The organism is Legionella sp. W10-070 (assembly GCF_900640175.1).
GTDB lineage: Bacteria > Pseudomonadota > Gammaproteobacteria > Legionellales > Legionellaceae > Tatlockia.
The window spans coordinates 70,120-95,172 of the sequence record NZ_CAAAJC010000008.1; the positions used below are offsets into that span (position 1 = coordinate 70,120).

Consider the following 25,053-nt stretch of genomic DNA (forward strand, 5'->3'; position numbering starts at 1 on the left):
AAGGAAAGATAGCAGAGTATATGATATATCCAGCCTTGTTTCTCACTTATTGTGACTCGATTAATCTTAGGCTAACCTCATTACGCAGGCGTGTGTTGTTTGTGCTTTGGGGGAGTGAGAAACCGCTTAAGGCATACGAGATACTGGACAGGCTCCAGCAATTAAAGCAGAATTCCACACCGCCTTCTGTCTATCGGGTTCTTGATTATTTTGTGAATTATGGAGTAGCGCATAAGATTGAGTCCATTCAGTCTTATACCCTGTGTCATGAGCCGGAAAAGCATTTGCCTTCTGAAATACTTATGGTTTGCAATATTTGCCACCAGGTGCAGGAAGTATACAATAGCACCATGTATAATCTGGTACAGCAGTTATCACAGGAGAATCATTTTCATATTGGACAGGATATTATTGAGCTGAAAGGCCTTTGTGAAAAATGTGACGTATCCTGTGGATGACAAATATTAGCTTTACTCCATTGATTTTTTTTCTCTCACCCCCATTTTAAAGAAAAATTAACCCTTAAACGAGGATGTATTTTGGAACAATATCGTGGCACAACCATATTATCGGTCAGGCGAGGCAAGAAAGTAGTTATTGGTGGTGACGGACAGGTTACCATGGGCAATACTGTCATGAAGGGAAACGCTCGTAAGGTTAGGCGTTTGTACAAGGAAAAGGTAATAGCAGGTTTTGCTGGCGGTACCGCGGATGCATTTACGCTTTTTGAGCGCTTTGAGCGTAAGCTTGAGATGCACCAGGGGCATTTGGTACGTGCGGCTGTAGAGCTTGCCAAAGATTGGCGGACAGATAAAATCTTGCGGCGTTTAGAAGCGCTGTTAGCGGTGGCAGACAGCAAGGCCTCCTTAATTATTACCGGAAATGGCGATGTAATTGAGCCTGAGGGTGGGTTAATCGCTATTGGTTCCGGGGGCCCATTTGCCCAGTCAGCTGCTCGCGCCTTACTGGAAAATACCAAGTTATCAGCAATGGAGATTGTCCGTAAAAGCTTGGCTATTGCTGGTGATATTTGCATCTATACGAACCACAATTTAACTATTGAAGAATTGGATAGCGATGAATAACACAATGATGATGACTCCTCGGGAGATTGTACAGGAACTGGATAGGCACATAATTGGACAAGATGAAGCCAAGCGGGCGGTGGCGATTGCTTTACGCAATCGTTGGCGGCGTATGCAAATTGAAGATACTGTTTTACGTAATGAGATTATGCCCAAAAATATCTTAATGATTGGGCCAACGGGAGTCGGTAAGACAGAAATTGCCAGACGTCTGGCTAAATTGGCGCAAGCGCCCTTTATCAAGGTTGAGGCGACTAAATTTACTGAAGTCGGTTATGTAGGGCGTGATGTGGATTCAATTATCCGTGATCTCGCGGATACTGCTGTTAAGCAAGAGCGTGAAACAGCAATGAAGAAAGTAGAGCATTTGGCTGAAGAAGCTGCAGAAGAGCGGATTTTGGACGTTTTACTTCCTCCCCCAAGAGGTAGCCTGACAGCGGGGGAGAAAGATTCTTCTACACGCCAGGTGTTCCGTAAGCAGCTGCGGGAAGGTACGCTGGACAATAATGAGATTGAAATAGAATTATCAGCCGCTCAGGTAGGCGTGGAGATCATGGCGCCTCCAGGCATGGAGGAAATGACGAGTCAGTTACAATCGATGTTTCAGCAGATAGGCAGCGGCCGTACCCGAACACGTAAACTTACCATAGCCAAGGCAATGAAAATTCTACGTGAGGAAGAAGCTGCAAAATTAATCAATGAGGAAGATATCAAAACCCGTGCTATTGAAAGTGTTGAGCAAAATGGCATTGTTTTCATCGACGAGTTAGATAAGGTAGCCAAACGCGCGGAACATGGTGGCGGGGACGTCTCGCGCGAGGGTGTTCAACGCGATTTGTTACCTTTAGTGGAAGGTTCAACAGTATCCACGAAATATGGCATGATAAAGTCAGATCATATCTTATTTATAGCCTCAGGTGCTTTTCATGTGGCAAAGCCTTCTGATCTGATTGCCGAATTACAAGGTCGTTTGCCTATCCGGGTGGAGTTATCAGCGCTGAGCGTCGGTGATTTTGTACGAATCTTGACTGAACCAAGCGCTTCTTTAACGGAGCAATACACTGCCCTGATGGCTACTGAGGGCTTGCAATTGACCTTTGATCCGACTGGAATCCGCCGTATTGCAGAAGTTGCCTGGAAAGTGAACGAGAGAACAGAAAATATTGGCGCACGTCGCCTGTATACGGTGATGGAGCGATTGCTGGAAGTTATTTCGTTCGAGGCCACGGACAAGGCAGGCGAAGCCGTTCATATTGATGCAGCATACGTTGAGAAACATTTGGGTAAATTAGTCGATGATGATGATTTAACACGCTATATTCTTTAATTGAAAGATAGCTGTATTTAAACGTCTTCCGGATTTGGATGCCCGGAAGATGCCTCCTAACGATAAAGTAAATGATTATCGTAAAGTAGTTGGAAAAAGTGATATAATTGCTGCCATTGTGTTCCGTTACCTGGCTGATAGATTATCATGATTGCTTTCCTGGAAGCCTACCGTGCAGGATTATTCAAACGTCAGCATTGGTTGTCTAATATTATTTCAGGGATTATCGTCGGGGTAGTTGCCTTGCCACTGGCGATGGCTTTCGCTATTGCATCTGGAGTGAAGCCAGAGCAGGGAATATATACTGCCATTGTGGCAGGTTTTCTTGTTTCTCTATTTGGCGGTAGTCGGCTGCAAATTGCAGGACCAACAGGTGCCTTTATTATTATCCTTGCTGGCATTACCGCGAAGTATGGTGTGGAAGGCCTGCAAATTGCTACTTTAATGGCAGGGCTAATCCTCTTGCTTTTGGGTACTATGCGGTTAGGTACAATTATAAAATTTATTCCTGATCCGGTTATTGTTGGTTTTACTTCAGGGATTGCGGTTGTAATCTGGGTGGGACAATGGCGAGATTTTTTTGGCTTGCCGGCTGTTTCCGGAGAACATTTTCATGAAAAACTCTTACATTTACTGCAAGTATTTCCCCAATTCAATCTGACGACTACAGGCTTTGCATTATTTTCTTTACTATTGGTACTGTTTTCTCCCAGATTACCAGGCTTGAAAAGGGTTCCCGGCCCTTTAGTTGCCTTGGTTGTGGCCACAGGACTACAAGCGCTATTTCATTTTGAAGACATTTCGACTATTGGAAGTACTTTTGGCGGTATTCCTCAAGGATTGCCTGATTTGCATTGGCCTGAGATTACTTCAGCACGTCTAAGCGAGTTGCTTGGACCTGCATTCGCCATAGCTATGCTGGGCGCAATCGAATCGTTGCTTTCTGCTGTAGTGGCTGATGGAATGGTGGGTACGCGACATGATTCTAATCAGGAATTAATTGGCCAGGGAATTGCCAATATCATGACTCCGCTGTTTGGTGGGTTTGCAGCAACAGGCGCTATTGCTCGTACAGCAACCAATATCCGCAATGGAGGTACCAGTCCTCTTGCTGGTGTTATCCATGCAATAACCCTGCTGCTAATTATTGTTTTTCTAGCCCCTTTGGCAGCACATGTGCCTTTGGCCGTTCTTGCTGCTATTTTATTTGTTGTTGCCTGGAATATGAGTGAGGCCCATCATTTTATTAAGATAGTTAAATCTGCTCCGCGAGCGGATGTTATGATCTTGCTAGCTACATTTGGGTTAACCATTGGTGTAGATTTAATTGTTGCGGTCTATGTCGGTGTGGTTTTAGCAATACTGCAATTTTTACGGCGCATGGCCTCCAGTGTAGAGGTTCATCAGATTGACGCTCAAGAATTACATGAGCAATATGACAAACCAAGTCCAGGTAATTTACCACAAGAAATATTAATTTATGCTGTCGAAGGTCCTTTTTTCTTTGGGGCAGTAGAGAAATTTGAACGGACACTGGAAAATATACATGCCTTGCCCAAGGTGCTAATTATCAAGTTAGGTTGGGTTCCTTTTATAGATGTTACAGGGCTTCGTACCCTGGAGGATGTAATTTTGCATTTTCATAAACGTCAGGTTCATGTACTGTTGACTGGTGCTAATGAGCGAGTGCAGGCCAAGCTTGAAAAAGCAGGCATTATAAAGCGCCTGGGCAGGGAAAATGTATTTCAGGATTTAACACAGGCTCTTGAAAGTTTCCTGCCTGCTATTCCTTCTTCTCCGGATGTTTCGGCCAAGCCTCGTTTACAAGGTTTTGGCTAAACAGCTGATTGAGATCGATATCAAGGATTTCCTGCAAATGGGTATCAATTTTACTCAGTACGGGTTGCCATTTGCCATGAAGCATTTTCTCTGTTATCAATTCATAAGAAGAAGGAAGTCGGTAGGGCAAGTGTTGGGTAAGCCAATAAAGACTAATCTGGTTTAAGTTGCGACTTAGCATTAGCTCACCATTTTCCGCGTGATGTATTAGTTCCAGGCCAACCAGCTCGTTAATCATGTCGTCGACATTGACCGCAAACGGCTTGGAACAGGCGCTGACTAATTCCTCGCGGGTTATCCCTTTTCCCTCTCTTTGTGCCAGCCAAAGACGGTGGAGCCAGAATACGGCATGGGAGAATCCATCCATAGGTTTTCCAGGACGCCTCTCATGATGGACTGAAAGTGCATAACTGATTTCTGCACCCAGCAGCGTAATAACCCAAACCCAATATACCCAGACGAAAAATATAGGGACAGTTGCAAAAGCACCATATAATAATTGATAGGTGTTATATTGCGCCAGATAATAGGCAAAGGCATGTTTTGCCGATTCAAATAGCAGGGAGGCGACCAATGCCCCCCATAAGCCATGACTGAGTTTAACCTGGCAATTAGGAACAACCACATACAGGAAGGTAAAACCAAACAACGATAAGAAAAAAGGAATGCTGTTCAGTAAAAATAAAGGGGTATGATGTTCCTGAATAAAAGGAATCGAAAGCACATAAGAACTTGCTGCCAAACTTAAGCCAAGTAATACGGGTGCCAGGGATAAAATAGCCCAGTATAATAAAAAGGCATAAACGCCCCTTCTGGTTGATTCAGCCCGCCAGATCCTGTTCATTGCTTTTTCTATGGTAAACATCACTAACAGGGCAGTGAAAAACAGAATGGCAACGCCCCAAATGGATAGCCTTGAAACCTGTGCCGTGAATTCCTGCAGATAGTCTTGAACAATTCTCCCGGTTGCAGGGACGAAATTTTCAAAGATAAAGTCCTGAACAGGACCGGAGAATTCCTGGAATACCGGAAAGGAAGATAAAATTGCAAAACCTACTGTCATCAGAGGAACAACCGCCAGCAGGCTGGTAAATGCTAATGCTGAAGCCCTGTAGGTGCAATCATCTTTAATGAAATGCTCGGCTACGAATAAAATAAAGCGCTTTGCTTCATCGAATTTAGTGATTAGCAGTTTTTTCCAGTCCATGAAATTGGCAGTCCTGATTGTTTAAATTATTTTGCAGCAGTAAGATGTTGATTACCCTTTATTCTAGTCAACAGATGGTTCTATTACCAAGAAATAAATCGCAGAGAGGGAGCTGCTGCTTACAGAACTGTTGTACAGCAGTTTGTTAGCAGTTAGGATATACTGGTTTTTTTGAAAGGGAAAAAAATGACTAAACCCTATATCCTGGTACTCTACTATTCGCGTTATGGGGCTACGGCCCAACTTGCGCAATATATCGCAAGAGGCATTGAAAGCGTCGAGGGCATTGAAGCCAGATTGCGCACCGTACCGCCGATCTCGGCAACCTGTGAAGCAGTTGACAGAGCCATCCCGGATAGTGGTGCCCCTTATGCGACCCTGGATGATTTGCGGGATTGCTCCGGCCTTGCCCTGGGGAGTCCTACCCGTTTTGGCAATATGGCATCACCGCTTAAATATTTTCTCGATAGCACGACGACCTTATGGCTTGCTGGCGATCTGGTTGATAAGCCTGCTTGTGTTTTTTCCTCTTCTTCCTCGATGCATGGGGGCCAAGAAACTACCCTGACAAGCATGATGTTGCCTTTACTGCATCATGGAATGGTGCTTATTGGTTTGCCTTATACGGAACCGAGTCTTAACCTGACTCAGACAGGAGGTACTCCTTATGGGGTTACCCACGTTGCTGGCATGGCCAATGATAACCCGATAAGTCAGGATGAAATGACGTTAGCGAAGCGATTAGGGAAGCGGTTAGGCAGTATTGCCATGTTATTGTCCCCATCGGTTTAATAAGGGCATTCACTTCCTAAAATGAGCGGGTTTTTTGCCTTTATATTAATCAGATATTTTTGTTTTTAATCGGTGATCACGTGAAGATAATTACTTTTAATGCCAATGGTCTTCGTGCTGCAGCACGCAATGGATTTTTTGATTGGTTGGCAGCTCAGGACGTTGACTTTGTCTGTATCCAGGAAACTAAAATCCAGTCAGAACAAAGATTGCCAGAAACGCTTTATTATCCTCACGGTTATTTTTGTGAATATTATGATGCGCAAAAGAAAGGCTATAGCGGGGTTGCAATCTATGCTCGTCACAAACCTCTTCAAATCAAAAAGGGTCTTGGCTTTGATTACTGTGATAATGAAGGGCGGTACCTTCAATTTGATTATCCCCGGCTGAGTGTGGTTTCACTGTACCTGCCTTCAGGTACAAGTGGTGAGGTAAGGCAGACAGTAAAATTTGATTTTTTAGAGCGTTTCGCCAACCATTTAATGATGCTAAAAAACGAAGGCCGTGAATTAATACTCTGTGGCGATTATAATATTGCCCATAAAAAAATTGATTTGAAAAACTGGCGAGGTAATTTGAAAAACTCAGGATTTTTACCTGAGGAGCGGGCATGGATGGATCGGTTATTTGGTTCGATGGGTTTTGTTGATGCCTTTCGGGTGATTAACGAGGAAGAACATCAATATACCTGGTGGTCTTATCGCAATCCTGGTGCCTGGGATAATAATGTGGGGTGGCGGATAGATTATCAGGTGATTACCCCGGGTTTAAAAGAGAGTGTGGTAAAGGCGGTTGTGTATCGTGATGCGCGTTGGTCTGATCATGCGCCGTTAATGATTGAATATGCGGGAGACTGGTATGCTTAAACTGGCTAGCTGGAATGTGAATTCTTTAAAGGTGCGCCTTGAGCAGGTTTTAAATTGGCTGGAATCTTCAGCCACCGATATTTTGGCTGTGCAGGAAACAAAACTGGTTGATGAACATTTCCCTAAAAACGTGTTTGCCGAACTGGGCTATCACGTTGCCTATACTGGACAAAAAACGTATAACGGGGTAGCGATTATCAGCCGTCATCCTTTAACAGAGGTGATTGGCGAAGTTCCGGGATATGCCGATCCGCAACGCCGAGTGCTGGCGGCAACAGTTGCTGATCTGCGCCTGATTAATCTTTATGTTCCTAATGGCTCTGAATTGAGCTCAGAAAAATATCTATATAAGTTAGCATGGCTGGAAAAAGTAACCGCCTTTATCAAGCAACAGATGATGCTCTATCCCAAACTTGCTGTGGTTGGTGATTTTAATATTGCACCGGAAGATAGAGATGTGCACGATCCGCTGGAATGGCAAGATTGTGTATTGGTCAGTCCGGCAGAGCGTCAGGCATTTACTGATTTATTAGCGCTAGGCTTGGCAGACAGCTTTCGTAATTTTCCTCAGGAAGAGCAATCATTCAGCTGGTGGGATTATCGGGCGGGAGGTTTTAGGCGCAATCGAGGTTTGCGCATTGATCACATTTTATTAAGTGAATCATTAAATTGTATCTGTAATTCTTCTCAAATTGACAAGGTGCCCCGTAAATGGGAGCGTCCCTCTGATCATGCGCCTGTTTGGGTTGAGCTAGAGGAAATGTCTGGACATCAGTAATGGAATAGATATTCTATCTTTTACAGGCTAATATTGCCTATGGCATAAATTGGATGTTAATTTTCAAGGGATGGATACAATGCAAAAATATAGTATTAAAAGCATGTTACTCATACTGACTTTTTTAGCCAGTGCTGCAATATATGCTGATAAGGTGGAAGATGTTTTACTCATGAGCAAAACGTCTTCGGTAATGACCCAGCAGGCCATGACCCCCAAGCAGGCATTGCAGCGCTTAAAAGAAGGTAACCAGCGTTTTTTAACAGATAGCAGGCAGCAGCGTGACTACCTTGGGCAAGCCAAGCGTTCATCCTTTGGCCAATTCCCCTGGGCTGTTATTCTCAACTGTATGGATTCGCGTTCGGTTCCTGAGTTAATCTTTGATCAGGGGCTTGCTGATCTCTTTATTCTTCGTGTCGCCGGCAATATCCTTAATGAGGATATACTGGGGAGTATGGAATTTGCTACTAAAGCAGCCGGATCGCGTTTGATTGTTGTTTTAGGCCATACTTCCTGTGGTGCAGTGGCGGGCGCTTGTGAGGGGGTGGAGCTGGGGCATCTTAATCATGTCCTTGATAAAATTAAACCAAGTGTAAATCCTGCTGAAAAAGCAACTGCTATTAAGGATTGCTCTAATCTGGAGTTAATTAATACAATAGCAAGGAATAATGCGTTGAGTGTTGCACGGCAAATCCAGGCGCAAAGCCCTATTATCAGCGACTTGATAGCAAAGGGGCAAGTAGGCATTGTGGCTGGCATGCATGATCTTAAAACAGGCAGGGTTCTCTTTTTTGAAGAGGAGCGTCTTATCCCTGAGCAGAAAAATTGATCTGGGGTGGAAATTCTGCTAATGTGCGCATCTTAAAGTCTGGAGTATGGTGCCTGGCCAGAGTTCGGGTGGCGATACTCGTTTTATAATTAGAGAGAGTGGTATTATGAAAGCGTCTATTCATCCAGTTTATAACAATATTAATGTGACCTGCAGTTGTGGCCACACATTTGGAACCCGATCAACGTTGGCTCAGGATTTAAGTATTGAAGTTTGTGCCAATTGCCACCCTTTTTATACGGGCAAGCAAAAACTGGTTGATACCGGCGGACGTGTTCAACGATTCCGCGCTCGTTATCAGCGTAAAGATAAATAATTATTTAGTTTGTAGAGGACTACCTCTTAGGCGCAATCGATATGCGCCTTTTTTTTGCAAGATGACTGTAAATCCTCGGCTTTTTTCTATATGATTTTTTGCCGGGTTGTCTGAAAAGAGAGTAAGCATTTTGGATAAAGATGTATTAAAAGCACGAGCCCTTGATTACCATGAATTCCCAACACCCGGGAAGTTGGCCGTGCATGTTACAAAATCGACAAATTCGCAGGATGATTTGTCATTAGCCTATACTCCTGGCGTGGCAGAACCAGTTCTTGCCATTGCTGAAAACCCGGAAGATGCATTTCGTTATACAGCTAAAGGTAATCTGATTGCTGTGATGACAAACGGCACCGCTGTACTGGGTTTAGGCAATGTAGGCCCGTTGGCCAGCAAACCGGTAATGGAAGGAAAGGCGGTATTATTTAAACGCTTTGCTGATATTGATGTGTTTGATATCGAGGTTGACGCTGAAGATTCCCAAGCGTTCATAGCCACTGCAAAACGTATAGCGCCTACCTTTGGTGGAATTAACCTGGAAGACATTAAAGCGCCGGAGTGTTTTGAAATCGAACAGGCTTTAGTTGATCAATTAACTATTCCTGTTTTTCATGATGATCAACATGGAACCGCAATTGTTGTCGCTGCCGGTTTATTAAATGCACTTGATTTACAAAAGAAAAAACTTTCTGAAGTGCGTATTGTTTGTATTGGTGCAGGTGCGGCAGGAATCGCTTCCATGCGATTGCTGGTAGCTTTAGGTGCTGATAAAAACAAAATGCTTCTTATGGATAGCAAGGGTGTTATCCATTCCGGACGCGAAGACTTAAACGCCTACAAGTTTGCTTTTGCAAGAAAGACAAAACGCCGTACGCTGGCAGATGCTTTGGTCGATGCCGATGTATTTATTGGCGTTGCAAAACCGGATTTGCTGAATGCGGATCTTTTAAAGTTGATGGCTCCAAAGCCGGTAATTTTTGCTCTTTCAAATCCTAACCCGGAAATCCGACCGGAAGTCGCCCGTCAGGCTCGTAATGATTTAATCATTGCAACAGGACGAAGTGATTTTCCCAATCAAGTGAACAATGTTCTTTGTTTTCCTTATATCTTTCGCGGAGCATTGGATGTTCGTGCGACGTGTATCAATCAAGCCATGCAAATAGCAGCCGTTGAAGCTATCCGCCAGCTGGCGCAGGAGCCAGCACCTCAAATTGTTAAGGATAATTATCCGGGAGTTACTCATTGGGATTTTGGTCCGGACTATATCATACCTAAACCCATCGACCCCCGCCTAAAGGAGCGGGTAACGCTTGCTGTTGCGAAAGCAGCTATAGCAAGTGGTGTCAGCCGAGTTGTTTTCGATAAAAAAGGTTAACTCCTTGCGCTCGGCCTTAACCATTAAGTAAGGAGCTCATTTTGCATATTGAGAATCAAAAAAAATACATGATTGCCGCTTGGCTGATTTGTGCGCTTGGTGCGGTTTATTATAGCTATGAGTATTTTTTGCGTATTTCCCCAAGCGTGATGGAGCATGCATTACGTGACCACTTTAATTTATCAGCTACTGGTTTCGGCTTGCTTTCTGCCTTTTATTACTATGCTTATGTGCCGCTGCAATTGCCAGTTGGCGTGCTTCTCGACCGTTACGGCCCCCGATTATTGATAACCCTGGCCTGCCTTGTTTGCGTCGTAGGAACGTTTATTTTTGCTGGAACCAATGTATTTTGGGTCGCAGCAGCAGGGCGCTTTTTAGTCGGGGTGGGTTCTGCTTTTGCATTTGTAGGGGTGTTAAAGCTGGCAACCATCTGGCTGCCTGAAGATAAGCTCGCTATGGTTTCTGGTATGGCTGCCGCTTTGGGGACGATAGGTGCCATGGTGGGCGATAACCTGCTCGGCAACCTGGTGATGACGGTCGGTTGGCGGCAGACTGTAAATTTGACAGCCTATTTTGGAATCGGGCTGGTTTTTGTACTGTGGTTTGGTTTAAGGGATAAGAAGAGCCGTCAGCGTAAAAGCGGTACAGTGGATAACTTCAAAAAAAGTATGGTTGATTTAGGTATTATTACCAGGAATAAGCAAATATGGATTAATGGCTTGTTTGGCTGCCTGGTTTATTTGCCAACGACTGTGTTTGCAGAGCTTTGGGGAATTCCTTATTTGAAACACGCCCATGGCCTTTCTCAGGCAAATGCTGACTTTGCCAATTCGCTGTTGTTTCTTGGTTTTACCATTGGTGCCCCTTTGATGGGTTATATTTCCGATAGACTTAAGCGGCGTAAATTACCTATGCTGTTTGGGGCAACCGGGGCTGGAATCGTGATGATGATTGTTTTGTATTTCCCGGGTTTGAATGAGTTTCATATTCAGGTACTGATGTTTTCTTTGGGATTGTTATATAGTGCTCAATGTATTATTTTTGCTGTTGGTCGAGAACTTAGCCCTAAAGAAGCTGCCGGTACTGCCATGGCAATGACTAACATGATCGTGATGCTTGGAGCCATGTTTTTTCAGCCGTTGGTAGGACGGTTACTGGATTTAAGTTTGTCTCTCCATGTGTCGGACTTATCCATGCTGCCTATTGATAAATTGCAGCAGCTGTATACGGCAGAAGACTACCAATTCGCTTTATCGGTAGTTCCGATAGGAATCATTATCGCGGCAATATTAACCTTCTTTTTAAAAGAAACGCATGCTAATGCAGATAACTAATCATTCAATAAGCAGGAAGCAAGTGCTTTATGGCAGCCTGGTTTGTGCTGTAGGTGCTTTTTTCTATTGTTATGAGTTTGTTTTAAGGATTATTCCTGGGGCATTACAAAGTGAATTAAGCGAAGCCTTTGGCCATATATCAGCCACTACCTTTGGTCAGTTATCGGCGTTTTATTATTTTGCCTATTCACCTATGCAATTACCCGTGGGAATGTTGATGGATCGCTATGGACCTCGACGTCTGTTGACGTTTGCCTGTTTTTGCTGTGCCCTTGGTTCATGGATGTTTACTGATACCTCTTCAATAGTAATAGCAGCAAGCGGACGGTTTTTAGTGGGCTTTGGCTCTTCTTTTGCTTTTGTAGGGGTCTTATCGCTTGCAATGCATTGGCTTCCACGCCGTTATTTTTCTTTGGTCGCAGGTTTAATCACTACATTGGGCATGTTAGGGCTTGTTTACGGGGAAGTGAAAATCACTAACGTTGCTGTTACATTAGGCTGGCATCATGTATTAACCTGGATGGTGATTATTGGCGCAATACTCACTGTTGTCACATTCTTTGTTGTCCGCGATGGGCCGGAAGGTCATCAGGCCCACAGTTACCCCTTGCCTGAATTTTTTGCTAATGTGTGGCAGGTTTTAAGCTCCCCCCAGGTCTGGCTGATTGGTTTTGTTGGTGCCTGCTTGTATACCTCATTATCTGTTTTCGGCGAGTTATGGGGAAAAAATTATTTAGAGCAAGCTCATCACTTAACGAAAATAGAAGCGGCAAGAACTATCTCGGCGATGTTTCTTGGTTGGGCTGTTGGCGCCCCGATTGCTGGTTATTTATCGGATAAAAGTGGCCGACGTGTTTTGCCATTGACAGTAGGGGCTTTAATGGCGTTTATTTGCATTAGTTTTGTTCTCTATTACCCTGGAATATCTTATGGCTGGTTAAACCTGTTATTGTTTTTCTATGGGGTTTTTAGTGCTACGGAAATTATTGTTTTTATCATGGGCAAGGAAAATAGTGGCGCTAAATTATCAGGAACGGTGTTTGCTGCTGTGAATATGATAGTCACCCTGGGGGGAGTAATCTTTCAGCCTTTAGTTGGGAAGTTATTAGATACTTTTGGCGATAGCGGGGTTATTGATGGAGAGCATATTTATACGGTTGCGGATTACCAGATTGCTCTTTCCATTTTGCCTATTTCTTTACTGTTGGTAATGATCCTTGCTTTTTTTATGAAAGATGCTCCTTCAACAGCTGTGGATTGACCATACATTCTTAACTGAATCTCGTCATAGAAACAAGCGCCACAATCTTAGCAGCCAAATATGGCAACGATCTCTTGGGCTGCCTGGCGCTTTTGCGGATTACAGCTAATTAATCGGCTGACAGGAAAAGAAATAATTTTGCTATGGCGGTAATAATGCCGGGTTAGCGCTGTATCATGATTTGAAATGATGACAGTAATACCGCGTGACGCACTTTCCATGGCTAATTGGGCCAGCTCAAGTTGATCCTGTTCCTTGAATTTTTTATGTGTATACGATGCAAAATTTGCGCTGGATGACAGGGGAACATAAGGAGGATCGCAGTAGATTAAATCGCCTGTTTTGGCTTGGGAGAAAGTATGGCGAAAATCACTTACAACAAACTGTGCCTTGTGGCTCTTTTGATAAAAATGGGTCATCTCTTGTCGTGGAAAATAAGGTTTTCTATAGCGCCCAAAGGGAACATTATATAAGCCTCGCTGGTTATAACGGCATAAGCCATTGTAACCATGTCTGTTTAAATAAAGAAAAAGGGCTGCCTTATACTTTAAATCAGTGCTTTGGTTAAATTGTTCACGAAATTGATAATATTTTGCTTCGCAGTTGTTTTCATAGGAAAAAAATGCTTCGCAGTAGTCGATGAATCCCTCGCCCTCGAGCTGAAGAAACTTAAACAGGTTAATCAGGTCAGCGTTTTGTTCAGCTAATAAGTAACCTGGATAATCAGAATTGACAAAGATAGCACCAGAGCCAGTAAATGGTTCAATCAGTCGATTTGCAGGCGACAAGGAAGATAAAATAGTTTCTATACAACGATATTTGTTGCCGGCCCATTTTAAAAAGGGTTTTGTTTTTATCATAGAAAGACTATTTATTAGTGACAAGGAAGTATACCCAATATTTGCTAAAAGAACAGTGCAAATTCGCCCTGATAATCCCTTGGGTCAGGAGAAATTAAAATTGTCATTCCGCGCAGCTGGAAATTTATTTTTCAAACGACAGGCCCATTCTGGATAATAATGACAGGAGCATTGCACAATATGGACAAACCATGATTTTGTCTGCCGCTCAGGAATATTTGAGAAAAAAAATGTTATTGTGTTATAATCCGCCAAGTCGGCAGGAGACTGTACTATCAAGGGCAATTAATTGATGTGAATGCAGTGTCATGCGGCAAGAGAGGGATATCAATCATCAAGAATGCCTATAAATTTTTTCAGACTGCATCTTGCAGAGTCTATGGAATGTTCTTTATGATTAATCCTGACTTAAAACTTATATAAAGGATCCTTGCATGAGAAAATTGGCAATAATAGCAGGTTGTTTAATTCCTTTATTATCGTTTGCTTCCACTTCAGAAAGCGATAGGACCTTAAACACTTTTCAAGAGTTATGCGCTAAAGAGAAAGATCCACTGAAACGCCAAAATTATTGTCATATTCTTGATCAAAGAAATCACTCACAGGCCAATATAAGTGGCCTTAAAAAAGAAGATACAGTGATTGTATAGACTCGAACAAAAAATCCTGACAGCTGCTAAAGCATGGATCGCAGATCCTGACTTGGCTTAGCGGCTGCTAGTATTCTTAATTTGCTGAAAGGATTTGCTTTAAATGACAAGGATAATGAGTCCTCTGTGGCGGTTTATTGGTTTTGTTTTAATTCTTATCACTGCTCCGGCCTGCTCTGCAGATAGACTGGGATCCAATCAAATTGAGTTGTCTGCTAATTTAGGTTTCTCCAAGTTAACATTGGGAAATTCAACCTTTGGCATTACTGAGACAGAAGTAGATAACCTGCACCAAACGGATAATCCGTTAATTGGTGAGGTGGCTTTCGGAATGACGTATGTGATACCATTCAAAGAACTCTCTGCTTCCCACCGATTGACCTGGTTTCCTGCTTTAAGAACGGCCTTGTACCTGCGGTATTCAAGTCATGATTTTTTTAATCGAACTGCTCAGGGGCAGATTGAACAATACCAAGATCCCCGCATGAGTAATTACCATTATCGGTTATCTATCGACAGCACGCGTTTAATGGCTGATGTTATTTTAACGCTTGTAACGCATAAGCAAATGTCCCTTTTTGTTAATGGAGGGGTAGGTCCTGGATGGACACAAGTAAGTTATTCTGATGAACCTAACCTGGGTGTAGTGGGGGGTAACTTATTTTTATTCGATAAAACCAAAAAAGGATTGGTTTCCGAAATTGGCGTTGGTTTATTTTACCACTGTTCTAATAAACTTAAGCTTTCCGTTAATTTCCTGCATAGTAATTTTGGGACGATTAAGACTGGAAGTGAAGGAATACTCGATGGGGCTTCTGCCTCAATTAATCCTGCGCGTTTTTCTTTACGCTCAAACACCATTCTATTCGGATTATATTTGACCCCTTAACTTTTAAGACAGGCTTAAAATATGCGTAAATATTGGGTTAATTTATTAAGCTCTTTTTGTTTTGCAGCAAATGCATCAACAGTCAGGCTACCATTGGAATTTATTTCAGTGCCGTTAGTCAGCAATATGGCGGTTGGCCAGGTTCAAACGCTGAATTATAGCATCCGTAATAATGTGCAGACTCAAAATTTACCAATAAGGGCGATTACTGTAGTTAATGATGGCGATAATCAACCTAATGCTGTCCTCAGCATCAATACAACCTGTGGCGCATTTTTGGCCCCTAATGCTTCCTGTGGAATTACACTGACTATTAAACCGACAGGCGGTGTTTTCCGGCGTCACTTGAGTATCGATTATAACGGCAGAACATCATTAATCAGTTCTATCGAATTTACCGCCGCTCCTGCAAAGTATACTGTTTTGGTTTATATGGTTGGCTCTGATCTGGAGTCACAGGGAAATTATGCAACAGCGAATATCCGGCAAATGATGACTGTTGGTTCAAGCGCAAATATGAATATTATTCTGGAAACCGGAGGTGCAAATAAACCGGGTTGGAGGACTGTACAGCGCAAAATTGTTTTCCCAGGTTCTGTCTCACTGATTCAGGATTTAGGCTCTGTTAGTATGGGAGCAACCCAAACAATACAAAATTTTATGGAGTGGGGGATTAATACCTATCCGGCCGAAAAATATATCCTGATTTTTTGGGATCATGGCGGAGGACCGAATGGTGGTTTCGGTGGAGATGAAGTGACACCTCCGCCTGCCACCTCAATTAGCCAACTTGCTGTTGCGACAAAAGGCGCGTTCTCCAGAACTGGCAAAAAGTTTGAGATTATTGGCTTTGATGCTTGCTTATTGGGCAATGTGGAAACCTTTGCAGGTTTGTATCCCTATACCAGTTATTTAATCGGCTCGGAGGATTTGGAGCCAGGTAATGGCTGGCAATATAATACTTTCCTGCATTACATTGAAAACCATCCTGCGGCGACTGGCTTGTCTATTGGTGTGCAAATTATTAACGGTTTTACAGCACAGAATCAGGAAGACTCCACCACTCTGTCGCTTATCGACTCCTCAAAAATGCCGGCTCTGCTATCTGCAATTTCTACTTTTGCGAATGCGTTGCATCCTTATGCCAATTTAGATGTAGCTTCTTGGAAAAATATAGCGAGAAGCAGGTTCAGGGCGCCGGATTATAACACTTCAGTGTGGGATAACAGTAGCACCGATGTGGTTGATTTATGGGAGTTTGCCGCTTCAATAACACAACGGTTTCCGCATGATCCACTGGTAGTGCAGGCAACAAACAGAGTAAAGGAGGCGGTTCAAACAGCAGTAAAATATTTTAAAAATAGCCCTAACAGAGACGCTTCTCACGGCTTAACTGTATATTTTCCTTCTATCCTTGCACAGTATGTCACAGATTACCCTGCTCATCTCAGGATTAAAGGCGTTGCTTTTTTTCCTCAGAGTTATATTGACCTGGTAAGTGAATATCATGCTTTTTACACTGCCAATACAGCTGGCTTGCGGGCTGTACCCAATAACCTGAATTTTGATGGTACTAGTTATACGGTAGATATCACAAATGATTATGATGAATTATATGCGGTGGTCGGCAGCGATTCTTGTACTAATGTTTTCGATGACGGAAATAATAACCTGCCTGCCCTCCCTTGTTATACTGGTTTACAAAACCCGGACAGCTCCGGGGAAGCGGGGACAGTCAGTTTTAACAGAAATGATAATCTTAATAATTGGCCAATGCTAAATGGCGAGCCGGTTTTATTAATTTCTGATGATGAGACGCCTGATACGCCTGAGGATGACACTTTCCTAATCCCCGTAATGATGGTTAATGGAGGAAGGAATGGTTATTTGTATGTATTGAGAAACCCTGGCAATGGGTATCAGGTTATTGGATTTCAGGATAAGACAGGGAGTGCAAATTCCGAAGGAAAGTTATTTGAAATAGATGATGGCGAGCAATTTTATATCCGGACTTATGCCTTTAATGGCGGATGGACATTGCTTCGTACAAGCACGATTGTAACGGCACCATTTACGCTTGGCTTCGGTCCTGTACCCGTGTCCTTTAATGCATTCCGCTTTTTAGTTGGTGATTTGACTGGAGCACTTACCATTACAGATATTTCCGCAGCTTATTAATCTGAGCTTGTCTCTTACTTGGCGATTGAGTGCTTGTCATTCCCATCCGAGTTTGTATGTTAACTCATCACCGGCCTTTGATACTGGATGGTAAAAGGAACCTCATCCTCTTCAAATGAAACAACGTTGTATTGATTCGCGCTTACCCGATAGTCGCTGGCTAATTTTTTTATATTTATCAATACAATACAGCTAAGTAAAATCATTATAAGACTTGGAGAGTTGGGTAAATGGGTTGTCCGTGCGAGGTAATCGGAAAGCAGGGGGGGAAGTCCCGCTGCCAGGCTGGCTGCTATGGAAAAAATAATAGACAAGGCGGTACAGCGAATTGGCAGGGGGAAAAGTTCAGTCAATATCACAGAGGAAACGCTATAGTAGCAGGCACAGGGGATAGAGATCATCATCTGCATCAGCAAAAAATAAGGCGCGCTGCCAAAGTTGACAGCACTCATAAATGGATAGGAAAGAAATAATAAGCCGCAGGTTGCTGCAGAGAGCATTTTTAATCGATCCTGTCTATCTGAAATCCAGCCAAAGACAGGGATAAGGATAGTGACTAAAACCAAAGATATCGTAGTGGAGTTGATAATAAAGGCGCGAGGCAACTGAGAATATTGCACAGCGTGTAAGGGGATGTATAAATAAAAGAAAAACCCGGTTGCAACGGACAGAAAACTTGCAAAAAAGGCATAATTGAACAAGAAAGGGTATTTTTTAATAAACCATAATGATCTACGATAAATCAAGCCAGTAGTAGGTTTGGCATGATCTGCATAATAGATCACATAGGCCAGACTTTCTGGCATGGAATAACGTATATAAACGCCTAATAAGGTTGTGGTTAAGGCTAAAATAAAGGGGATACGCCATAACCAGTCATAAGCCGGATAAGAAGTATTCAGACTATGGATAATTTCAACTACTATACAGGCAAACAGATAACCGGCTTTTACGCCAACAGATGACCAGCAGCCGCGAAAGCCACGTTGTTTTTCATTCCCGCTTTCGACCAGAAATGAAGCGGAGTTCAGAAACTCAGATCCCAATGCCATACTTTGAACCATGCGCAGAATTAACAATAATCCGGCAGCCAGAAGGCCTATTTGCTGAAAGCTTGGGATAAGGCCAATTAAGGTCGTTGAGCAGCCCATGATAAGAATCGAAAGGGTTAATACATTTTTTCGGCCATAGCGGTCGGAGAGCAAACCTAAAATAAAGGCACCAATTGGTTTGGCAAGATAGGCAAGAAAAATCAGTGCCAGAACGACAGTGGGATGCCCCTTGTTATCACCGATTAAGACCCGCGAGAGCTCACTCGAAAGGAAGTAGCATATCGATACATCATAAGCCTCAACCATATTTCCCAGCAATCCACCTAAAATGATTTTGGTTTGATGCTTCATACTGCTGCCTCCATTGGCTGGAGGTCGCTGGAGGAATGATCGCAGGTAAGAAAAAGTGAATTTAGCATATTGCTGCAATACTGCCCTATTTTATAAAAATCTTCATAATGGGTGATAAAAAGTTCCCCTGTCTTTAGACAGGCGCGTGAGCTTGCCAGAGAGTAAATAAAAAAAGCGTTGTCTGTTTTGGCCGCTAATGAATATCCAATTGGATAATGGTGTTTTATCTGCTTAATGTAGTAGAGCTCATCATATCGTTCCTGAGTATACAGGGACGGCCATTCAGCCTGGGTACAGCGCTCGAACCAATCGGGCTGGTAAGTCTTGTCAAAGCGCCAGAGATTGCCGCTAAAAAGATTAAACTCCATAGCCGGTGTCGATGAGAAGGTGAGAATTTCATGGTTTGCATTAATTCGGCTAACAGCGATATGGTTAATTTCATGAAGACCAAGAACATCTTTGAATACGCCAGATACTCGGCCTTTAAAGGCAAAAAGCATATCCAGGAGCTGTGGGTGTGGTATGACTTCTGTACGACGAGTTTCCATAAATAATACTTAATAAGCTCCATGCTAATGATTGAAATACTTAACAGATGATAATGCCAGGTCGATAATTTTTTTCGATTGTTCTTCGTTGGCATTAATCTGACTGATGTCATTGATTAGATCCAGAAGAAAATCAGGAACGTTATCCAGGCGGGCGGTATTATATAGGTTAGTTGCCTGAGATAAAACGTAATGCAGCAATTTTTTGGAAATAGTGATCTTGTCCTTTTCAAGAACGCTGTCATTATAACTGTCGCCAAACAAAAGCCAGCCAGGCGAAACCTGAAGTTTCGATGCGATTTCTACAATTTTCATTGGTTCAGGAATTGCCTCCCCCCGCAAATATTTTCTGCAGATTTGTAAGGAATAACCGGTAATCTCGGCTAATTTATGGATACAAACCCCGGAAATGGAGCGTTGAGAGTTGAATCCGGCTGCAACCATGGCATCTCGCAATCGATAGGCGAACTGTTTTGTTAAATCAACTTTATCCATCGGAGCTTAAAATGCCTGTATAAATGAGTCATTAATTGTAACAAAGAGTTTTCTACAGAGCAAACAGGCGGAATTTAAGAAACTTTTTGTTTCGTTTGGAAATTAAATGTTGACTTTAGAAATTAAACTGCGATAATGACCATGAAACGAAGGAAAGTTTCAAAGTCCAGAAGGAAAATCTCACGGTCTAAGATGGAACAATAGGTCGTAGGCTTGGTTAATTAACTCAGCCAAGAGAGTCCTACCGGAAGGAAGGTGGTATAACTATAGCAGTTAACCTCGCGGTAACTGTGGCTTGAACCTGCTAGCAGGTTCAAGCCTCTCTTTTGCGAAATAATCATTTTAGAACATTGCTTTATTGGAGTTGCTTCTATATAATCGCTCACTATCTTTAATTTAAAGAGCGAATTATAGGCACGTAGCTCAGTGGTAGAGCACCACCTTGACATGGTGGTGGTCGGTGGTTCGATCCCACTCGTGCCTACCAAACTTAACCCTGCCTGCCAGGGTTTTTTTTTATCGGGATCGATGCGATTATTTCCTTTGTGGATGATGCCTCTGGCGATTAACTGCCATTGCAATTATGATTGATAAAATTTATCTGTCTAAGGGACGGAGAAAAAACAAGATGCCAAACGTTAAATTATCTGATGGAACTTTAAAACATTTCGAGCACCCTGTCACAGTGTATGAGGTTGCCCAAGCTATTAGTCCGGGGTTGGCCAAAGCCGCACTTGCTGGCAAGGTCGATGGTAAATTGGTTGATACCAGTTTCCTGGTTCAGCGAGACTGTGATTTGCTGATTATCACAGAGAAACAGGAAGAGGCCAGTCTTGAAGTCATCCGTCATTCTACCGCTCATTTATTGGCACAGGCAGTAAAGGCGTTATTTCCCAGTGCTCAAGTAACAATAGGACCTGTCATTGAAGATGGATTCTATTACGACTTTGCTTTTGGCCGCTCATTTACCCCTGATGATCTGGAGCTTATCGAGGCGAAGATGCATGAGTTGGCTAAGGCTGATCATCCCGTTAGCCGCAGGGAGATGCCCCGTGATGAAGCAATCGCCTATTTTCGCAGCCTGGGGGAAGAGTATAAAGCAAAAATCATAGCTGATATTCCCGAAGGAGAAGTGCTTTCCTTATATAAGCAGGGTGATTTTGAGGATCTTTGCCGGGGCCCCCATGTTCCTTCCACGGGTTATCTCAAGGCATTTAAATTAACCAAATTGGCAGGTGCTTATTGGCGGGGCGATTCAAAGAATGAAATGTTGCAGCGCATTTATGGGACCGCCTGGAGCGATAAAAAATCATTGGCCACTTATTTGCATCGTTTGGAAGAGGCTGAGAAGCGTGACCATCGAAAATTAGGTAAGGCCCTGGATTTGTTTCATTTTCAGGAAATTGCTCCTGGTATGGTTTTTTGGCATCCCAAGGGTTGGACAGTATATCAACTGCTGGAAAAATATATGCGTGAGCGGTTGGCCGATTTTGGTTACCAGGAAATTAAGACACCGCAATTGGTGGACAAGGTCTTATGGGAGAAATCAGGCCACTGGGCTAATTTTCGCGATGAAATGTTCATTACCGAAACAGAAAACCGCGAATATGCAATTAAGCCAATGAATTGTCCATGTCATATCCAGATATATAATCAGGGACTTCGCAGTTATCGTGATTTACCCATGCGATTATCTGAATTTGGTAATTGCCATCGTTGCGAACCCTCCGGTTCTTTACATGGTTTAATGCGCGTGCGAAATATGGTGCAGGATGATGCGCATATTTTCTGTACTGAGGAACAAATTCAGTCTGAAGTCTCAATGATGATTAAGCTGGTGCAGTCTGTCTATGCTGATTTTGGCTTCACGGAGATAAAGTACCGTTTGGCTTTGCGTCCTGAGAAACGCGTTGGCAGCGATGCAGTTTGGAATAAAGCGGAGGATGCGCTGAAGCATGCCATGCTGGAAAGAGGAATCGAGTGGCTGGATGCGCCGGGTGAAGGTGCTTTCTACGGACCTAAAATTGAGTGTTCATTATCCGATAGCCTGGGTCGAATTTGGCAGTGTGGGACTATCCAGGTTGATTTTTCCATGCCAGAACGGCTGGATGCTCAATATGTAGCCGAAGATGGCAGCCGAAAAACACCAGTGATGTTGCATCGTGCTATTTTAGGCTCCTTTGAACGATTTATGGGTATTTTAATTGAGCATTATGCTGGTCGTTTTCCATTATGGCTGGCTCCTGTACAGGCTATGGTTCTTACTATTAGTGATAAGCAGCATGATTTTGCTTGCAAAGTAAGCGAAATTTTACAAAAACAGGGGATTCGGGCAAATTTTGACTTGAGAAATGAGAAAATAGGCTTTAAAATCCGCGAGCATACTTTACAAAAAATTCCTTACCTACTGGTGATTGGCGATAAAGAGGTCGAAAGTAACTCTGTCGCTGTGCGTACACGAGAAGGAGAGGATTTGGGCGTGGTAAGCATTGATACAGTTTGCGATATTCTGCAGCGGGAAATTGCTGCAAAAGGCCGCAATTACTAACCATTTGGAGGATCAAACTATTAGTGCATCAAATAAGCGTGATAGCGATCGCGCACGAGTTAATGAACATATCAATGTACCTGAGGTACGCTTAATTGATGTCGATGGCAATCAGGTGGGAATTGTATCAACAAGGGAAGCCCTACGTGCGGCTGAAGAAGGTGGCTATGATTTGGTTGAAATTTCATCCACTGCGAAGCCCCCTGTTTGTCGCATTATGGATTATGGCAAATACCTCTTTGAATTGAGTAAAAAACAAGCTGAAGCGAAGAAAAAGCAAAAGCAAATTCAAGTTAAAGAGATAAAATTCCGTCCAACGACGGAAACTGGGGATTATCAGGTCAAGCTACGCAACCTGATTCGTTTCCTAAATCATGGTGATAAGGTCAAAGTAACGTTACGTTTTCGTGGTCGTGAAATGGCGCATCAGGAAATTGGTATGAAACTCATGGAGCGTCTGCAGCAGGATACAGCAGAGTATGCGGTTGTAGAGCAGCATGCAAAACGTGAGGGCCGCCAACTATTGATGGTTTTGGCACCAAAGAAAAATAAGTAGCTAAATCAGTAAGGGAAAACCTTGCTGTAAGACTGGAATTTAGCCGGTTGTTAGCTATATCTTTATCAGTAGCAGAGCAAATGCGGAGTAATATGTTATGCCTAAGTTAAAGTCACATCGTGGAGCGCAAAAACGCTTCCGTAAGACAGCCAGTGGTGCTATCAAGCGCCGCCGTGCTTATAGAAACCATATCCTCACCAAGAAATCAACCAAACAGAAACGTCATCTGCGGGTTGCTTCAGGTACTTTAAAGCAATGTGATGCGCGTCTTGCTGAGCGTATGTTGCACGGTAGTTAAGAGGAGGATAAAAAATGCCAAGAGTTAAACGTGGTGTGACCGCAAAAGCGCGTCATAAGAAAATTTTAGATCAGGCCAAGGGTTATTATGGTGCCCGCAGCCGGACTTATCGTGTTGCCAAGCAGGCGGTTATTAAGGCTGGCCAGTATGCATACCGCGATCGCCGACAAAAGAAGCGTCAGTTTCGGGCATTGTGGATCACTCGTATTAATGCACAGGCAAGAGAGTGCGGTTTGTCTTATAGTCGATTGATTGCCGGCTTGAAAAAAGCTGAAATAGAGTTAGACCGTAAGGTGCTGGCTGATATGGCTGTATACGATAAGCCCGCTTTTGCCGCAATAGCAGAAAAAGCAAGCGCAGCACTTGCTTAAAGATGTTATTCGTGATAATTAAGGGCTATTGATAGCAGATTGACCGCTTGTTTATTCAGATGGATACGGCTGGTTTAATACAATAAGCTCTAACGAGGAGGCATTAGCCTCCTTTTTTACATGTAGGTAAGGATTATGCAAGATATTATCCTGTTACAGCAACAAGCTGCTGCTGCAATTGCACAGGCACAAGATATGGCTGCCCTGGAAGCGATTCGCGTGGATTATTTGGGAAAAAAGGGACAGTTGACTGAGATTCTTAAAGGACTGGCGGGCTTGTCGCCTGAAGAAAAGCCCAAAGTGGGGCAGTTGGTTAATAAGGCCAAACGGGATATCAGCACGTTAATCGAAGAGAAATTGCTGCAGCTTAAAGAGGCTCATCTGCAGGAAAAACTGAATGCTGAACGCATTGATGTTACTTTGCCTGGCCGCGCGGGCAAGCAAGGATCGCTGCATCCTGTCACCCAGGTCAAGCAGCAAATCAATAATTATTTCAGCAGACTGGGCTTTGATATTGTTGAAGGTCCGGAGGTTGAAACAGAATTTTATAATTTTGAAGCACTGAACATTCCAAGTCATCATCCAGCAAGGGCAATGCATGACACCTTTTATTTCGGTGACGGACGTTTACTACGTACCCATACCTCCCCTGTACAAATCCGTACTATGGAGAGGCGGACGCCGCCTTTAAGGTTAATTGCTCCAGGGCGTGTATACCGTTGTGATTCAGATGTTACCCATACTCCCATGTTTCATCAGGTAGAAGGCTTGCTAATCGATAAGCAGGCAACACTGACCGGTCTTAAGGGGCTATTGCAAGATTTCTTTGCCCATTTCTTCGGGCGAGAATTGGCACTCCGCTTCAGACCTTCTTATTTTCCATTTACAGAACCTTCAGCGGAAGTGGATATAGAATGTACCCAGTGTTTTGGTAAGGGTTGCCGTTCTTGCAAATTTACGGGATGGCTGGAAGTATTAGGTTGTGGAATGGTTCATCCCAATGTGCTTGCGGCAGTGAATATTTCCCCTGAAGAATACCAGGGCTGGGCTTTCGGCATGGGGATAGACCGGCTTGCCATGCTTTATTTTGGTATTGATGATTTACGCATGATGTTTGAAAACGATTTGACCTTTTTGAAACAGTTTTGAAGCGGCTACCGAAGCGCGGATAGTTTGTTATTGCTGGCAAGGCTTGAAGGTGATTGGTAAGCAGGATAGTTAAGTTGGCAGTGGTTTCCTGATATTGAC

The 25,053-nt window shown here is 43.3% G+C and carries 25 protein-coding genes and 1 tRNA gene; 21 read left to right on the plus strand and 5 right to left on the minus strand.

Annotated features, from left to right (window positions below):
* Positions 1-20: 20 nt before the first annotated feature.
* From E1O65_RS04860 to E1O65_RS04875, 4 genes are all read left to right on the plus strand, one after another.
* Positions 21-458, plus strand: a complete 438-nt coding sequence (locus E1O65_RS04860; RefSeq protein ID WP_133132471.1) for a transcriptional repressor — start codon at positions 21-23, stop codon at positions 456-458.
* 81 nt (positions 459-539) lie between these two features.
* On the plus strand, positions 540-1,085 hold the full coding sequence (hslV, locus tag E1O65_RS04865; protein WP_133132472.1) for an ATP-dependent protease subunit HslV: 546 nt from the start codon (positions 540-542) through the stop codon (positions 1,083-1,085).
* Between the two features lie 4 nt (positions 1,086-1,089).
* Positions 1,090-2,412, plus strand: a complete 1,323-nt coding sequence (hslU, locus tag E1O65_RS04870; RefSeq protein WP_207384227.1) for an ATP-dependent protease ATPase subunit HslU — start codon at positions 1,090-1,092, stop codon at positions 2,410-2,412.
* 147 nt (positions 2,413-2,559) lie between these two features.
* Positions 2,560-4,251, plus strand: a complete 1,692-nt coding sequence (locus tag E1O65_RS04875) for a SulP family inorganic anion transporter (RefSeq protein ID WP_133132473.1) — start codon at positions 2,560-2,562, stop codon at positions 4,249-4,251.
* Here E1O65_RS04875 and E1O65_RS04880 read toward each other — a convergent pair.
* A complete protein-coding gene (locus E1O65_RS04880) occupies positions 4,196-5,458 on the minus strand; it encodes a YihY family inner membrane protein (RefSeq protein ID WP_133132474.1) in 1,263 nt (420 codons plus the stop codon). The two genes, E1O65_RS04875 and E1O65_RS04880, sit on opposite strands and share 56 nt — an antisense overlap.
* 186 nt (positions 5,459-5,644) lie before the next feature.
* On the opposite strand from E1O65_RS04880, the gene wrbA reads away from it, so the two are divergent.
* From wrbA to E1O65_RS04920, 8 genes are all read left to right on the plus strand, one after another.
* On the plus strand, positions 5,645-6,250 hold the full coding sequence (wrbA, locus tag E1O65_RS04885; protein WP_133132475.1) for an NAD(P)H:quinone oxidoreductase: 606 nt from the start codon (positions 5,645-5,647) through the stop codon (positions 6,248-6,250).
* Positions 6,251-6,330: 80 nt separating this feature from the next.
* Positions 6,331-7,116 (plus strand): exodeoxyribonuclease III, encoded by a 786-nt coding sequence (locus E1O65_RS04890; protein ID WP_133132476.1) that lies wholly within the window; start codon positions 6,331-6,333, stop codon positions 7,114-7,116.
* The gene (gene xth, locus E1O65_RS04895; RefSeq protein ID WP_133132477.1) at positions 7,109-7,894 is read left to right on the plus strand and encodes an exodeoxyribonuclease III; all 786 of its coding nucleotides are present in this window, start codon (positions 7,109-7,111) and stop codon (positions 7,892-7,894) included. The genes E1O65_RS04890 and xth overlap by 8 nt, the downstream gene beginning before the upstream one ends.
* A 103-nt stretch (positions 7,895-7,997) precedes the next feature.
* Positions 7,998-8,723, plus strand: a complete 726-nt coding sequence (locus tag E1O65_RS04900; protein ID WP_242601538.1) for a carbonic anhydrase family protein — start codon at positions 7,998-8,000, stop codon at positions 8,721-8,723.
* Between the two features lie 106 nt (positions 8,724-8,829).
* Positions 8,830-9,039, plus strand: a complete 210-nt coding sequence (rpmE, locus tag E1O65_RS04905; protein ID WP_133132479.1) for a 50S ribosomal protein L31 — start codon at positions 8,830-8,832, stop codon at positions 9,037-9,039.
* A gap of 130 nt (positions 9,040-9,169) precedes the next feature.
* Positions 9,170-10,414 carry a malic enzyme-like NAD(P)-binding protein gene (locus E1O65_RS04910; protein ID WP_133132480.1) on the plus strand — a complete coding sequence of 415 codons (1,245 nt, stop codon included), beginning with the start codon at positions 9,170-9,172 and terminating at the stop codon, positions 10,412-10,414.
* A 41-nt stretch (positions 10,415-10,455) separates the two neighbouring features.
* A complete protein-coding gene (locus E1O65_RS04915) occupies positions 10,456-11,748 on the plus strand; it encodes an MFS transporter (protein WP_133132481.1) in 1,293 nt (430 codons plus the stop codon).
* Positions 11,735-13,009: an MFS transporter gene (locus E1O65_RS04920; RefSeq protein ID WP_133132517.1), complete on the plus strand. Its 1,275-nt coding sequence runs from the start codon at positions 11,735-11,737 to the stop codon at positions 13,007-13,009. The genes E1O65_RS04915 and E1O65_RS04920 overlap by 14 nt, the downstream gene beginning before the upstream one ends.
* Before the next feature lie 47 nt (positions 13,010-13,056).
* Here E1O65_RS04920 and E1O65_RS04925 read toward each other — a convergent pair whose 3' ends face one another.
* Positions 13,057-13,869 carry a Dam family site-specific DNA-(adenine-N6)-methyltransferase gene (locus tag E1O65_RS04925; RefSeq protein ID WP_133132482.1) on the minus strand — a complete coding sequence of 271 codons (813 nt, stop codon included), beginning with the start codon at positions 13,867-13,869 and terminating at the stop codon, positions 13,057-13,059.
* A 434-nt stretch (positions 13,870-14,303) separates the two neighbouring features.
* On the opposite strand from E1O65_RS04925, the gene E1O65_RS04930 reads away from it, so the two are divergent.
* The 3 genes from E1O65_RS04930 (at position 14,304) to E1O65_RS04940 (ending at position 17,586) form a co-directional block, all read left to right on the plus strand.
* Positions 14,304-14,519, plus strand: coding sequence for a hypothetical protein (locus E1O65_RS04930; RefSeq protein WP_133132483.1), 216 nt, complete (start codon positions 14,304-14,306; stop codon positions 14,517-14,519).
* A 103-nt stretch (positions 14,520-14,622) separates the two neighbouring features.
* The gene (locus tag E1O65_RS04935; protein ID WP_133132484.1) at positions 14,623-15,408 is read left to right on the plus strand and encodes a hypothetical protein; all 786 of its coding nucleotides are present in this window, start codon (positions 14,623-14,625) and stop codon (positions 15,406-15,408) included.
* A gap of 21 nt (positions 15,409-15,429) precedes the next feature.
* Positions 15,430-17,586: a clostripain-related cysteine peptidase gene (locus E1O65_RS04940; protein ID WP_133132485.1), complete on the plus strand. Its 2,157-nt coding sequence runs from the start codon at positions 15,430-15,432 to the stop codon at positions 17,584-17,586.
* Between the two features lie 59 nt (positions 17,587-17,645).
* Here the strand turns inward: E1O65_RS04940 and E1O65_RS04945 are convergent, their stop codons facing one another.
* The 3 genes from E1O65_RS04945 to E1O65_RS04955 are packed head-to-tail and all read right to left on the minus strand — an operon-like array spanning position 17,646 to position 20,032.
* Positions 17,646-18,989, minus strand: a complete 1,344-nt coding sequence (locus E1O65_RS04945) for an MFS transporter (RefSeq protein WP_133132486.1) — start codon at positions 18,987-18,989, stop codon at positions 17,646-17,648.
* Positions 18,986-19,537, minus strand: coding sequence for a hypothetical protein (locus tag E1O65_RS04950; RefSeq protein WP_133132487.1), 552 nt, complete (start codon positions 19,535-19,537; stop codon positions 18,986-18,988). Before E1O65_RS04950 ends, E1O65_RS04945 begins: the two co-directional genes overlap by 4 nt.
* A 24-nt stretch (positions 19,538-19,561) precedes the next feature.
* Entirely contained in the window at positions 19,562-20,032 is a 471-nt protein-coding gene (locus E1O65_RS04955) for a helix-turn-helix transcriptional regulator (protein ID WP_133132488.1), read from the minus strand.
* Between the two features lie 412 nt (positions 20,033-20,444).
* On the opposite strand from E1O65_RS04955, the gene E1O65_RS04960 reads away from it, so the two are divergent.
* The 6 genes from E1O65_RS04960 to pheS all read left to right on the plus strand — a co-directional run bounded on the left by E1O65_RS04960 (position 20,445) and on the right by pheS (position 24,954).
* Positions 20,445-20,519, plus strand: a tRNA-Val gene (locus tag E1O65_RS04960).
* Between the two features lie 141 nt (positions 20,520-20,660).
* Complete coding sequence (gene thrS / locus E1O65_RS04965) at positions 20,661-22,580, plus strand: threonine--tRNA ligase (protein WP_133132489.1); 1,920 nt, start codon at positions 20,661-20,663, stop codon at positions 22,578-22,580.
* A 19-nt stretch (positions 22,581-22,599) separates the two neighbouring features.
* Complete coding sequence (gene infC, locus E1O65_RS04970) at positions 22,600-23,136, plus strand: translation initiation factor IF-3 (RefSeq protein WP_133132518.1); 537 nt, start codon at positions 22,600-22,602, stop codon at positions 23,134-23,136.
* Between the two features lie 97 nt (positions 23,137-23,233).
* Positions 23,234-23,434 carry a 50S ribosomal protein L35 gene (gene rpmI, locus E1O65_RS04975; protein WP_133132490.1) on the plus strand — a complete coding sequence of 67 codons (201 nt, stop codon included), beginning with the start codon at positions 23,234-23,236 and terminating at the stop codon, positions 23,432-23,434.
* A gap of 14 nt (positions 23,435-23,448) precedes the next feature.
* On the plus strand, positions 23,449-23,805 hold the full coding sequence (rplT, locus tag E1O65_RS04980; RefSeq protein WP_133132491.1) for a 50S ribosomal protein L20: 357 nt from the start codon (positions 23,449-23,451) through the stop codon (positions 23,803-23,805).
* A gap of 135 nt (positions 23,806-23,940) precedes the next feature.
* A complete protein-coding gene (gene pheS / locus E1O65_RS04985) occupies positions 23,941-24,954 on the plus strand; it encodes a phenylalanine--tRNA ligase subunit alpha (RefSeq protein ID WP_133132492.1) in 1,014 nt (337 codons plus the stop codon).
* Positions 24,955-25,053 lie beyond the last annotated feature (99 nt).

Excerpts from the sequence above, each read along its gene's own strand:
- E1O65_RS04860 (WP_133132471.1), top strand. The coding sequence starts at position 21 with ATGATATATCCAGCCTTGTTTCTCACTTATTGTGACTCGATTAATCTT.
- hslU (WP_207384227.1), top strand. The coding sequence starts at position 1,090 with ATGATGATGACTCCTCGGGAGATTGTACAGGAACTGGATAGGCACATA.
- E1O65_RS04875 (WP_133132473.1), top strand. The coding sequence starts at position 2,560 with ATGATTGCTTTCCTGGAAGCCTACCGTGCAGGATTATTCAAACGTCAG.
- E1O65_RS04880 (WP_133132474.1), bottom strand. The coding sequence starts at position 5,458 with ATGGACTGGAAAAAACTGCTAATCACTAAATTCGATGAAGCAAAGCGC.
- wrbA (WP_133132475.1), top strand. The coding sequence starts at position 5,645 with ATGACTAAACCCTATATCCTGGTACTCTACTATTCGCGTTATGGGGCT.
- xth (WP_133132477.1), top strand. The coding sequence starts at position 7,109 with ATGCTTAAACTGGCTAGCTGGAATGTGAATTCTTTAAAGGTGCGCCTT.
- E1O65_RS04900 (WP_242601538.1), top strand. The coding sequence starts at position 7,998 with ATGTTACTCATACTGACTTTTTTAGCCAGTGCTGCAATATATGCTGAT.
- rpmE (WP_133132479.1), top strand. The coding sequence starts at position 8,830 with ATGAAAGCGTCTATTCATCCAGTTTATAACAATATTAATGTGACCTGC.
- E1O65_RS04920 (WP_133132517.1), top strand. The coding sequence starts at position 11,735 with ATGCAGATAACTAATCATTCAATAAGCAGGAAGCAAGTGCTTTATGGC.
- E1O65_RS04925 (WP_133132482.1), bottom strand. The coding sequence starts at position 13,869 with ATGATAAAAACAAAACCCTTTTTAAAATGGGCCGGCAACAAATATCGT.
- E1O65_RS04930 (WP_133132483.1), top strand. The coding sequence starts at position 14,304 with ATGAGAAAATTGGCAATAATAGCAGGTTGTTTAATTCCTTTATTATCG.
- E1O65_RS04935 (WP_133132484.1), top strand. The coding sequence starts at position 14,623 with ATGACAAGGATAATGAGTCCTCTGTGGCGGTTTATTGGTTTTGTTTTA.
- E1O65_RS04940 (WP_133132485.1), top strand. The coding sequence starts at position 15,430 with ATGCGTAAATATTGGGTTAATTTATTAAGCTCTTTTTGTTTTGCAGCA.
- E1O65_RS04945 (WP_133132486.1), bottom strand. The coding sequence starts at position 18,989 with ATGAAGCATCAAACCAAAATCATTTTAGGTGGATTGCTGGGAAATATG.
- E1O65_RS04950 (WP_133132487.1), bottom strand. The coding sequence starts at position 19,537 with ATGGAAACTCGTCGTACAGAAGTCATACCACACCCACAGCTCCTGGAT.
- E1O65_RS04955 (WP_133132488.1), bottom strand. The coding sequence starts at position 20,032 with ATGGATAAAGTTGATTTAACAAAACAGTTCGCCTATCGATTGCGAGAT.
- thrS (WP_133132489.1), top strand. The coding sequence starts at position 20,661 with ATGCCAAACGTTAAATTATCTGATGGAACTTTAAAACATTTCGAGCAC.
- rpmI (WP_133132490.1), top strand. The coding sequence starts at position 23,234 with ATGCCTAAGTTAAAGTCACATCGTGGAGCGCAAAAACGCTTCCGTAAG.
- rplT (WP_133132491.1), top strand. The coding sequence starts at position 23,449 with ATGCCAAGAGTTAAACGTGGTGTGACCGCAAAAGCGCGTCATAAGAAA.
- pheS (WP_133132492.1), top strand. The coding sequence starts at position 23,941 with ATGCAAGATATTATCCTGTTACAGCAACAAGCTGCTGCTGCAATTGCA.